Below are 11,774 nucleotides of genomic sequence, written 5' to 3'. Positions count from 1 at the left end.
ATCCTGTAATTCTCCCACAAGGCGCATACCCTCAAAATACTTTGCAATCACGCCCCAATCATAATAGGATTGCGATGTCCGGAAATGGTAGCTCCCCTCCCAAATATGAAGCACGTTCTGATAGGTCTTATAACCAACGCTCCTGCCATCTTCCAGTGTAAATTCCGTATCCTCATGATTAAAAACATTTTTGAGATACTCTGTACGTTCTATTTCATCCGTATGGATTTCAAAGAATTTACCGATTTCCTCTTTTGACGCTTTCAGGTGGGCTGCAGAAAGGAGCAGCGATTTCACATTCCCGTCTCCACCAAAGAAAGGAATGCTTTTGTCCTCGCTGCCCCTGTCATGCCACTCTAATTGTAAACCAGTTCCCTCATCACGATTTCTTCCGCCGCCTGCCGGAAGTTGTTCATCATGCCGAGCCACATCATCTGATCTTTCGCCTTCAGTTCCTCCGTCACGTTCTGCGCTTTCGCCATCTGCGCTACGATCTGCTCCCTCCGCTCCTGCGCTGCCTGCTGTATCTCCGTCAGGTGTTCGTTCAGTGTCCCCTGCGTCAACATTGTGATGAAGATTCCGTACTTCTGCGTTTTCAGATAATCCCGGCGGAGTGATGCGTACTTCCCAGTGTGTGCCTCCGGTTCTTCTACTACGGTCAAATTCGGCAGTAGATAATCGCCCTGCCTGCTGTATTCTATTGTTCTCATATTCAGGACTCCTTTCTGAATCTGGTTTTGTTCTTTCAGCCTTATTATATCGGTCTGCCTCTCCTGCCGCAAATATGCGATTCTGTTTCTTTTCCTCTATTTGCAGTTTCCGGATTGTATCTGCAATCTGCGACAATGCCATCTCGGAAATGTCACTGGCTGCCACCCCGAACAAGTTGACAAGCGGCGGCGTATTAAAATCCGCGATGTTCCGAAAATCCTCTGTTTCAAGGTACATTTCCGGCTGGATACCGCACCGAGCCATAAGCATATAGGAAGTGCTTGCAGATAACAGTCTCTTAACTTCCACCTCAACATTATACTCGTCCAGTTCCTCAAGAAAGCTCCCCTCCCGGCTTGATAAAATGTCCTGCATATAGTCCGCCGCATTATCCTCTGCCGCATGGTCTGCCGCCTCCAGTATGGTTTCTGCCAGTCCGTTTGTTTCTCCTGTCACACCAAAGGCATTTGCAAGGGTTTCCCGCACCACCTCACTGTGGGATTCGCTGACTTCCCATAAGGACACCGGGCGGACTAACCTCTTATAGCGTCCCTCCCTTGTATCGGAAACATCAAAGTAATATTTCAGCCGCATGGTTTTTGCGTTCTTATCAAATACCGCAATCCCTTTGGAATCCCGCTTTACCCATCGTCCAAACTTTTCATTCCATTTCTCCATTTCAAGGACAGCAGTAGCCTCCGGACGCTGCACATGGATCAAAAGCTGCTCATCAAAAGGCAGACGGTAATTGCGGCAGGCGGAGCGCAGGAATGCTTTCCAGTTATCCGGGGTTGCGGTTACTTCCTTAATTGCCTCCGCATACAATTCCGTGATTAAATCAAATTTCTTTTTTGCCACTGTCCCGCCTCCTATCGTTCCTGCTCCTTTTCTTTCTTCTTCACTGGCGGGTAAGTTTCCTGAAACTCTTTGACTGTCCGGCAGTCCCCACCTGCAAAGTTCCAATCCTTTTCCCATTCAATATCTAAATATCCGTCTGGCGGCAGTTTAATCGGTTCACGGGTAATGATACTCCCAAAATGGTTGACCAGAATCCCCCTTGCAATCTGTACCGGATCGCCGCACCCGTCATCATCACCCCGCACTTCATACAGATAAAGCCCTTTCGGTACGCTGTCCCTTTCAAGCCGGATAGAAGTAAATAACGCTGGTTTCCCAAGCAGCGTGATCTCTTCAAACTGTTCTTCCATTGCATTATATCTCGCCATATCTTTAATCCCTCCCATCTTTATATCGGAAAACAACTGATTCCGCTTTTCTCCATCTGCCTTGCGAACTGGCAGTTATTCCACCGTGTTCCGTCTATCTCCGTATGATCATCATCCACATATCGGCAGAGTGCATAATGCTCGTCTCCGTTCCCGTAAAGCTACCGGATCATGCCGCCATCGGGAATCTGAAACAATGCCCTGCCCCGGCTGTCCACAAATGGGATATTCTTCTTTTCGCTCATATCTCGCCGCCTCCCAAAAAAGTAATGACTTTGTTTGCTTTGACTGCTTTTTGGATTTCATTAACCATGCCAATCTCTGCCACGGAAATGTTCGGCAACGAAAGTATATCGTCAATGGTCATGGAAATGATCGCCTTTTCCGTATCAAATCCCGCCTCCATCAGTTTTGTAATGGATTTTACTGCTTTATTGTTTATCTGCGCCATCTAAACTCCCTACCTTTCCCTTTCTTTTTCTGCATATCCGGCTGTTTCGGCTCGTATTTAGCACCGTTGCGCTCCATGAACTCGGCAAACTCACAAATATGGTAAAGATGGCTGCCGACTTCCGTGTGATACTCATCAATAAAGCGGCAGGTTCGCTCCGATTTTTCATTCCACGAAGAAGTAATCACGATTTTCCCACCGTCCGGGATACGGAACAGTTCTTTATACGAAGAATCAATAAACCGGATACCCTGCCTTGCGCTTTCCATGTGCCGATCCAGCCACTTTCTCTCATAGCAGAAACAGTAAAAGTTATAATCCCCCTTTATAGGATTGCAGCGTATCAGGTAAGCGTGTTCTTTCGTATCCGTCCTGAAACCATACTCTTTGCCGCAATTCCCCTCAAAGGAGCTGTCCGGGTACTGTCCTGCGAACGCTTTCATATCGTAGCGGTTGTGCAAAAGCCCCTGATCCTCCCGCAAGGTATTGATAACCTCATCAAACTCGGATTGAAATTCTTCCGTTTTCCGGTATGCCCTCGTATCGAACCATTTGGTATAAAAACCATACCCGGAATTTGCAAAATCGCCCCGGAGATAACCAATACTCCCGGTCTGCCCATCAAGCTGCATACTCTGACGATAGGTATATTTTTGTTCTTCCTGCGTCATTGCCCGTATCTCCATCTCATCGCACCTCCCGGCCGTCTGTTTTCTTACGATTTACAGAAATATCATTGATATATTTTGTATATCCTGCCACATCACGCAATAAGTCCTCTGCTGACTGATAGAAGTCCTTTTCCAGATTCTTTTCTACCCTCTCATACACCCGGTAGTCAGATTGAAATACTGCCTTTGCAACTTCATTTACCATGCGGATTGAATTATCGTCTTTAAGCAACCGTATCAATCCATCAGCAACCTTATTTCCATCATGTTTCAACTGCACTTTTATATCACTATAACCGCCCAGGTATACCCGTTCCGGCGGGGTTGTGATTCCTATGCTCTCAATAATCTCCTGCAATTCCTGTGTCGGAAATTCGATCACTGCTCTGTTTCCGTCATTTTCCACGATTCCTGTCAAAATATAGTTAGTATCCGATGTTCGCCGGACAGTTTCACGCTCCTGCCTCTGCTCCAGATACTGCACTTCCTCCAACGCCCGCAGGCATAAATCCTTTGTGGCTTTTAGCAAGCTATCGGTATAATGTCCCCAATAATAATCACTGCCACCGCTGCATTTCCATGTGACAAAGTTATCCGGGTTCTTCATGTTCACACCCAGGACAAACTCCGCATTTCCAACATGAATTGAATTTGTAATCACAAATCCGGCATTTGTGCGTATATCTCCCATTTACCGCACCTCCCTGTCCGTTTTCTGCGTCTGTCTCTGTGTTTTCCGTTGTTCTATCTCCACTTTCTTCTCTTTCGCCCACCGCGGCAGGCACTCCGGCTTTACCTCTCCCTGAAAATCATACCGCTCCCACCGCCCATGCTCCCCGGAATACAATGTGATACAGTAGCAGGCAGTTCCAAAAGATTGCTGCCTTGCACCATTGCCGCCCGTCACATACACAAGCTGGTGTTCTGCAGAACGGTATTCCGATCTTAATGCCTCCGCCCGGATTGCCATGATCTTTCCCGTCATATCTCCACACTGTGAAAGCGAATTGCACATATCCGCTGTGATCTTCTTCCTCGGCACGGTCACTTTCGCCTGTTCCTCCCGCACCTTGATACACTGTGCCTTTATCCGGTCTGCGAACAATTCCAGTATCTCTACATAATCATCGCCAATCATGCTGTCATCATAAGATTCCATGATAGCGTTTGATGAATAAAATGAACACAGATAAGGCATATCCGCTTTCTCATTCACACCGAACACTACTTCCTTATCCCCGATACGGATACCCTGTGTAATCTCATATCCCTCTACCATTCGTTTTTCTTCTTTATCCTGCATAGTCCTCATCCTCGCTTTCTTCCATAATCTTTTGCTTCTACTCCGCAAAGGTATACCACGCTGTCCGGTATGTAAAAGGGCGGCTATCCGCCGCCCTATACACTCAACCAACTTGTTTTCCGTCTTATTTTTTCTTCCGGGTGTTCAGCCAGATCACTGCACCTACAATAAAAATCACAAGCCCGATACTGATTCCTGTCTTTACATTCATACGCCCTTAGTCCTCCTCCTTCTTTTTTCTTCCTGCCAGAATCCCAAATCCTGCCACACCAGCAGCTGCAAGTACAGATATGGCTATCCACAAACCAACATTGCTGTCATCACCTGTTTTTGGCGTTGTTTTTTCCGGTGTTTCTGGTTTCGGAGACTCTTTTTCTACCATTATTACAGTTTGTCCTTCATCTTCCAAATCTTCATGAGTTGATACTTCGATTTCAAGTTCTCCATTTACCACAAAGAGTTTTTCAAAAACTACCAATTCATGATCTACCAATTCCTTTCCATTGAAAGCAAATAATACATCAACCTTTCCTTCTGTTTTTTCTGCTGTAAATTCTGTTTCCGCAGTAACCTTTTCTCCGTCTATCAGCAATTCTTTCCCTGTTTCTTTGTCCATCAGCGTACCAATTACGTGATACTGCTGACCGACTTCAAGATTCTTATATTCAACAGTATCAATAATGGTTACTTTATCTGAAACTACAACTTCCTTATCACCATCACTTCCATCTTTTGCTGTTGTGTGAATCTCTGGAAAAACGATACTCTGATTTTTATCTTGAATGTCAGTATGGCTTGCGACCTCTTTTTCTTGGTAAGTTACGATCTCAAAAGCCACAACCGTTTTCCCTTTCAAAGCACTTCCATCAAATACAAAAGTAACATCTACAGTTCCCGATGCTTCTTCTGGTGTAAATATAATTTCTGCTGTTATTTTCTGCTCATTTACAAGAAGCTCATTCCCCGTCTCCTTGTCCATAAGAGTTCCCGTCACTTTATATTCTTTGCCCGGAATCAAATTCTTGTACTCTACTGTATCCACAATAGTAACTTCCTCATCAGCTCTGGAAACATGACTATCCGTTTCAGAATCCTTTGCTGTTGTTCCGATTTCAGGAAAGTATATCGTCTGACCTTCATCTGATATATCCTTATGGACTGCAAGTTCGTTTTCTTCATAAGTTACGGTTTCAAATACAACTACGGTTTTACCCTTTACTCCAGTTCCGTCAAATACAAAGGTTACATCAACTGTTCCCTCTGCTGTATCTGCGGTAAATACACTTTCTGCCGTCACTGGTTTACCATCAACCTCTATTGGCTTTTCGGTCTCCTTATCCATCAAAGTACCAATAGCCTTGTACTCCTGTCCCGGTAACAAATTTTTATATATTACCGTATCGATAAGCGTTACTTCTGAATCTGCACTTGCAATATTTTCTCCGGTATCAGAATCTTTTGCTGTTGTACCAATCTCAGGGAAATGAATAGTCTGATCTTCATCCTGAAGATCTGCATGGACTGCTAATTGTAAATCATCTTGATAAAGTTCTTCAAATATAACCACTGTTTTTCCTTTTAATGAAATTCCATTAAACGTAAAGGTTACTTCTGTAGTTCCGCTACTTCTTTTTGCTGTAAAAGTATTTTCGGCTGTTACTGATTCGCCATCAATCAAAAAATACTCACCCGTTTCTTTATCCATAAGCGTTCCGATAACTTTATACTCTTGTCCCTTTTTCAAACCTTCATATTCTACAGTATCGATAATTGTTACCTTATCATCTGGCTTCGCAATATGCGAACTTGTTTCTTTATCCAAAGCTGTCGTTCCTATCTCGATTTTGTCATTAGTAAGAGTTCCAAGCTGCACTGTAACAGAATCTTTATATACTGCCACCTCGAATTTCAGAAGATTCATGCCTTGGTTTGCTTCACATCGCTGCTCCTCGATTATATAAGTGTCGTAAATCAAAGCTCCTTTACTGTCATCCGGTTCGGAAGTTCCAAACCAGATACCATCGACAGATGATACTCCTGCATTGGTATTTTTTGTATGCTTTGTCCAGTCGGAAGAAGTGCTTGCATATCCATTCCTATCTGTAACAATTACATGACTTTCTCCGGTAGTTTTTGAGGTAATAGAAAACGGTACATTTGCCAGACGATTCAGTTCCCCGTCTGCCACCTTAACAAATTCTAAATCTCCACGATATACTTGTTCTGGCACGGATGATGTGTTGTAGCACAAAACAGATTCCACCTTACCGTCTCCTGTGATCTTTTGAACAAAAATCTCATTATTTGCAAAATATCCTTCTGGTGCTTTCGTTTCCTGAACAGTTATAGTCCCCAACGGAAAGCATGGTGTTGCTCCATCGGTCTGATAGAAAAACTCATCGCCAGACACCAGATAAGTCTTTTCAAATTTTACTTTGCCCTCTGCATCTGTTTTGAACACCCATGTTCGTGTCGGGGTCTTGCCTTCTTCTTCCGGATTCGTATCCATCTGCTCTGTATAGAACTTTACAGTAAATTCTGCGTTTTCTAATGCTGCTGCTCCTTGAGCCTTTGCTTCTTTTGTCTCAGAATCAATCTTTTCAAGCACAATATCCATTGGGTTATTCTGCGGAATTTCTTTTACATTCAATGTTTTTGTCACATCTGATTCTACTGTCACATCATAGCCTTTTGTATCTATTGCATATCCTGCACTCGGCTGTATTTCTCTGACAGTATAATTACCTTCTTCCAGATCATCAGATTTTGCATATCCATTATCATCTGTTGTGAGAACGGAAACCTGTGTCTCTCCTTGATATATTCCATATTTTGCGCCAGCCAGACTATAATTTCCATTTCCGTCAGAAATGTCTCTGTTTGTAGTGCTTTTATTCAGTTCAATCCAGCCATAAGGTTTTTTATACCAGCTTCCTGCAATGGTCTGATGATCCTCTGCTGGAAGAATAAATGCCTGAAATGATTTCGGAGGTGCAGGCTGTGCATTGATAAAGTTAATCACTTCCTTCGTTTTTGTCACAAAATTGGAAGGTGCCCCCAAAAATGCATCTCCACCATCATTATATCCATCATAAATATAAGCCAATGCCAAATGTCCTACTACATACGCATCTGTATCTGACCATCCATGAAAACATTGATCTCTTGTAACTTTCTCATAACCATAACCGCCATTCAGATAATAAAGTGCTTTTCTGATTGGTGAATCCTGTGACAATAAACTATACTGATAACTTCCAATTTCCGGAGTCTTTTTTGACGGTTCCAAACAATATGCGGTATTGTCTCCATCAAATGTCATTCTCGTTGTGAAGTAAGTTCCATAGGGTATCGTTTCGCCAGAATTAAAATACAACGTGCCATCTGCCGCAAATGCTGTCGTAGTAGAGGCCGCAATCGTTGATACTATTGTCAGCAGACTAAGCATACATGCCACAATTCGTCTGCTTTTCTTTTTCAATCTTTTTATCATTTTTCTTTTCCTTTCTTTGCATAAAAAATCCCTGCAAGGTTGCAGGGTGTAGGGTTACAATATGCTGTTTGCCTGCCGGAAAAATGGATAGCCACCGGCTCCTTATTGTCTTTTCGGCTGGTAATCTGCTGGTAAACCGGAAGGGGTAGGGTGTGGGGAGGGGAAACCGGAAAAACCGGATAACCACACATGGGCATAGTTCTCCCCCAGCGTTCATCCTTACCTCTCCCGGCTCCGTTCCCGTTTTCGATACATCTCCAATGCCTTAACAATCGTTTCTTCAATCTGTTTCGTAGGCGTCCCCGGCGAAAAATATTTGCTAATACGTTCTCTTGGCATATGGAACTGTTCTTTCTGGTTTCCCTTTTCCTCTGATAAGATAGAAAAGATTACATCTTTGTTTAATCTCCCCTCCTCTGAAAATTTTCTTATTTTGATTGCCTGTGCATGGCTAGGTGTGCAATCCTCAAACTGCATAGTCTCAAGCAGGGTTTCTTGTTGCTCTTTCGGCAGGTAAGACAACTCTACCGCCGGACGCATGGCAATCTGCAATACGTCTTTTTCCTTTAAGACAGTATTATCCACCATTTCAAGGATTGGTGGAATTAACTCGGTAAGACGAATATAGCGGCGGATTGTCTCTCTACTTTCTCCGACTTGTTTTGCAAGCACCTCATTTGTACGCATACCACTAAAATCTGACACCACTGGTGTCAAATTTTTGCTAGGTCTACCTGCCTGTCTGTTCATTGCCTCCAACTTCATCTTATAAGCAAATGCTTTTTCTGACGGTAAGATTTCTTCCCTCTGAAGATTCGAATCAACCATAATAATTGTTGCTTCATCATCTGTCAAGTCACGGATAATACAAGGAATTTCTGCCTTTTCTGCCAGTTCACTCGCCATCTTCCGTCTGTGTCCGGAAACCATTTCATACCTGCCCTCTTGTTTCGGACGCACAAGGGCAGGTACTAACACGCCATACTGACGGACGCTTTCTGCCATTTCAAGCATCTTTTCGTCCATGCGTACCTGAAACGGATGATTGGGAAAATCGCTAATTTCTTCCAAACGAATATCTCTGACACTCTCCCGTTTTGCCTCGTCTCGTTCTTCCTGCGTACTGAATAAATCATCGGCTGAGGGAAGATTCATGTTGATTACGCTGCTTTTCGCCACCCTTTACCACCTCCCTCGTAAACTCCGTATACGCTTTTGCAACTGTACCATTCTTGTCATAACTGTAAATGCTCTTTCCCGCCGCACTTGTTTCTGCTGCTTTCACAGATACCGGAATGACGGTCTGATAAACTTTAATAAATCTGCCATAATTCTGTTTTAGGCTGTCCGAAGTAGCACGGGCAAGGTTCGTCCGCATATCTGCCAGTGTCAGAAGAACACCGTCCACTTTCAGATTCGGATTGATTTGTCGCTGTACTTTCGTGATCGTCCGCATAAGCTGTGTCATGCCTTTTAAGGGAAGATAATGCGCCTGCACCGGAATAATCACACTGTCAGCAGCCGCCAGAGCGTTAATTGTCAGCATACCCAAACTTGGCATACAGTCAATCAGGATATAATCATAATCTTTCTTTAGTTCTGACAAATATGATTTCATTGTGGATTCCCGGCTCATTACATTAACAAGCGTCATTTCCATACCAGACAATTCAATGTTGGTTGGTATCAAGTCTACACCCTCGTTGTGGTGCAATATCCCCTCATTGTAAACAAAAGGTTCATCACGGATTGTCTTTTCCATCTGTGTTGCAAGCGTAATGGAAAGATTGTCTGCGTCCGTCCAACCTAACGCTGTTGTCAAATCTCCCTGAGGATCAGCGTCCACAAGCAATACTTTATGCCCCTGATTTACAAGCCCGATTCCTAGATTGACCGTTGTGGTGGTCTTAGCTGTTCCTCCTTTCTGGTTTGCAAGGGCAATCACTTTGCATTTGGATTTTGTACCCTGTTGGTACATATAAGTCTGCCTCCTTTCCCGGAAAATTTAATAGCCACTCCTTTGTGGGGAATGGCTATGTATAAAAATGGGCATGAAAAAAGCCGATTGATTCTCTTTTTGAAAACCAATCGGCTATGTACTATCACTACTTTTTAATAGAATATTTCAAATAACAATCATAATCTATTGTTACAATATCAGCCTCGTTGTATTGAATCTGTGCTATATTCAATTTTTCCTTAAGACATTTTTTTGCAAATCCCGGTTTATCTTTTTTATTCTTTGCTTCTACAAATACAACCTGTTCACTTTTCCTAAATGGATAAATAATGAGTCCATCATATTCACTAAGTTTTTTCCCCGTCTGTTCTTTGTCAAAAACTAATAGACTTCCACTCAATATTATAGCTGTATCATTTTTTGTATCCCTTAAAAGATAATTCCGGATAAATTCTATTTCATGTCTTGCATCTTCTTTTCCACAATTATTGCCTAGTAACTTATCAATACACTTAACTCTTGCACTCTTTCCTCTTTTTACAAATATGCATATTGTATCGTCTATCGTTGGTAAAATTTTAATAGGATATTCTCCCAAAAGGTAATACAAAAAAAATTTCACCACAGCTATATAGCGTAAATCATTATCATATATTTGTGGTTCTTTTTGCATTGCTCCCACAATTTCTTTCATAACTCTAAACGAACACCAAACTTTAGACTCTTGTCTTCTACAATTATTCCCCAACGAAATTAGCAAAGTTCTTGCTCTGTTTAGATTTCTATCATAAAATCCTGTTTTCACAAAATTGATTTTACTTAAATCCTTAAACAGTTTTATTGTATCAATCCTTTCATTTTCTTTAATTGTTATCTTCAATATATTATTTTTATCAAATCTTCGATTTTGAGGGTATTTTATATTAAATGCAGATTTTTCATCCATAAACTGTGTATAATAATCCACATTTTTCCAGTCTATTTTACTAATGCTCTGCTCTATTTTTTTCGAAATTTGATACAAAATAATTCCTTGCGAATTTTCATTGTAAATTGTATCATCTAATATTTTAGTAATAGCACTTAACAGTGAATGGATTGGTTGATGATCATTATACTGATCTAACAATTCAATGAGTATTGTCTTTAATGCTTCTTTATCTCTTATCTCCAAATATAAAGGCGTTTTGGAAATTGGTAAATCATAAACAAAATACGAAAAAGTTCTTATGTCCCTAAATACAGAAAAAACATACTGCATTTTACTATTACATTGCTCTGGTTTCAAGTATTGTTTTAATAGTGCATAAGCAAATTTAATTGATGATTTACTTTGATCGCACTGATGCAGTATTAATAGACTATTCAATAGGTGATATCTGTAATAATTATCTTCTGCTAATATAGATTGAGCTAATTCCAATTCTTCTCCCTCGTCAAATTCTCTAAATATACTCTCTCTTAATTCTAAGTTTTCCTTGCTTGACAGAACAACTGCACGAGATGCTGTGAACGTATTATAAAAATGTCCTATATTATATATTAGCGCAAATACTTGCATGGCATCACCAATTGATGGTTTATATTGATTTATGGTTATGTTCGATTTAATATTCAAATCGTCTTTACTCAAATAGTTATTATAAGTAAATTTCAATTTTTCATTCAGATTCATTCTAATAAATTGATGCAAATACATTTGTAGCATAACGTAGTCATATCTTGTTTTTTTCAAAACTTTTGGTACAAAAATACATCCCAATTGTGGAATATCTTTTAGTCTATCTATTATCCCCTTACTTTCTAACTCTTTCCATAATTCTTCCAAATACCTGTAGCCATCAATTTGAACTTCATAGCAATTATTTTTCTTTTGCGGTGAGACACTAATCTTATATGTTAACTGCATACCTTCCCCTCTTCTGTATATTTATTCTATATCACTTATATCCCAATGTC

At 41.4% G+C, this 11,774-nt stretch carries 10 protein-coding genes; all 10 read right to left on the bottom strand.

The genetic code is table 11. The annotated features are described in order from the left end of the window. Positions 1–356: 356 nt before the first annotated feature. Positions 357–710: a TnpV protein gene (locus ABE613_RS06365; protein ID WP_347375989.1), complete on the bottom strand. Its 354-nt coding sequence runs from the start codon at positions 708–710 to the stop codon at positions 357–359. Positions 711–1,580: 870 nt separating this feature from the next. Beyond that, positions 1,581–1,937 carry an LPD28 domain-containing protein gene (locus ABE613_RS06360; RefSeq protein ID WP_347375975.1) on the bottom strand — a complete coding sequence of 119 codons (357 nt, stop codon included), beginning with the start codon at positions 1,935–1,937 and terminating at the stop codon, positions 1,581–1,583. Between the two features lie 241 nt (positions 1,938–2,178). Further along, on the bottom strand, positions 2,179–2,388 hold the full coding sequence (locus ABE613_RS06355; protein ID WP_347375974.1) for a hypothetical protein: 210 nt from the start codon (positions 2,386–2,388) through the stop codon (positions 2,179–2,181). Beyond that, positions 2,376–3,074, bottom strand: a complete 699-nt coding sequence (locus tag ABE613_RS06350; RefSeq protein ID WP_347375973.1) for a hypothetical protein — start codon at positions 3,072–3,074, stop codon at positions 2,376–2,378. The genes ABE613_RS06355 and ABE613_RS06350 overlap by 13 nt, the downstream gene beginning before the upstream one ends. 1 nt (position 3,075) lies before the next feature. After that, the gene (locus ABE613_RS06345) at positions 3,076–3,750 is read right to left on the bottom strand and encodes a hypothetical protein (RefSeq protein ID WP_347375972.1); all 675 of its coding nucleotides are present in this window, start codon (positions 3,748–3,750) and stop codon (positions 3,076–3,078) included. Then, positions 3,751–4,362: a hypothetical protein gene (locus ABE613_RS06340; protein ID WP_347375971.1), complete on the bottom strand. Its 612-nt coding sequence runs from the start codon at positions 4,360–4,362 to the stop codon at positions 3,751–3,753. It lies immediately after the preceding gene. A 217-nt stretch (positions 4,363–4,579) separates the two neighbouring features. Continuing rightward, positions 4,580–7,855, bottom strand: coding sequence for a VaFE repeat-containing surface-anchored protein (locus ABE613_RS06335; protein WP_347375970.1), 3,276 nt, complete (start codon positions 7,853–7,855; stop codon positions 4,580–4,582). A gap of 219 nt (positions 7,856–8,074) precedes the next feature. Continuing rightward, the gene (locus ABE613_RS06330) at positions 8,075–9,034 is read right to left on the bottom strand and encodes a ParB/RepB/Spo0J family partition protein (RefSeq protein WP_347375969.1); all 960 of its coding nucleotides are present in this window, start codon (positions 9,032–9,034) and stop codon (positions 8,075–8,077) included. Beyond that, positions 8,988–9,833, bottom strand: coding sequence for a ParA family protein (locus tag ABE613_RS06325; protein WP_347375968.1), 846 nt, complete (start codon positions 9,831–9,833; stop codon positions 8,988–8,990). The genes ABE613_RS06330 and ABE613_RS06325 overlap by 47 nt, the downstream gene beginning before the upstream one ends. Positions 9,834–9,960: 127 nt before the next feature. Continuing rightward, entirely contained in the window at positions 9,961–11,724 is a 1,764-nt protein-coding gene (locus ABE613_RS06320; protein WP_347375967.1) for a hypothetical protein, read from the bottom strand. Between the last annotated feature and the right edge of the window lie 50 nt (positions 11,725–11,774).

This window comes from Dorea chungnamensis, assembly GCF_039832125.1.
Taxonomy (GTDB): domain Bacteria; phylum Bacillota; class Clostridia; order Lachnospirales; family Lachnospiraceae; genus JAFBIX01.
Note: the sequence above shows the minus strand (reverse complement) of the source record. Positions and strands in the feature narration are given on the sequence as shown.

Bases quoted from the DNA above. Each gene is read 5' to 3' on its own strand.
- ABE613_RS06365 (WP_347375989.1), bottom strand. From the start codon at position 710: ATGAGAACAATAGAATACAGCAGGCAGGGCGATTATCTACTGCCGAAT.
- ABE613_RS06360 (WP_347375975.1), bottom strand. From the start codon at position 1,937: ATGGCGAGATATAATGCAATGGAAGAACAGTTTGAAGAGATCACGCTG.
- ABE613_RS06355 (WP_347375974.1), bottom strand. From the start codon at position 2,388: ATGGCGCAGATAAACAATAAAGCAGTAAAATCCATTACAAAACTGATG.
- ABE613_RS06350 (WP_347375973.1), bottom strand. From the start codon at position 3,074: ATGGAGATACGGGCAATGACGCAGGAAGAACAAAAATATACCTATCGT.
- ABE613_RS06345 (WP_347375972.1), bottom strand. From the start codon at position 3,750: ATGGGAGATATACGCACAAATGCCGGATTTGTGATTACAAATTCAATT.
- ABE613_RS06340 (WP_347375971.1), bottom strand. From the start codon at position 4,362: ATGCAGGATAAAGAAGAAAAACGAATGGTAGAGGGATATGAGATTACA.
- ABE613_RS06335 (WP_347375970.1), bottom strand. From the start codon at position 7,855: ATGATAAAAAGATTGAAAAAGAAAAGCAGACGAATTGTGGCATGTATG.
- ABE613_RS06325 (WP_347375968.1), bottom strand. From the start codon at position 9,833: ATGTACCAACAGGGTACAAAATCCAAATGCAAAGTGATTGCCCTTGCA.
- ABE613_RS06320 (WP_347375967.1), bottom strand. From the start codon at position 11,724: ATGCAGTTAACATATAAGATTAGTGTCTCACCGCAAAAGAAAAATAAT.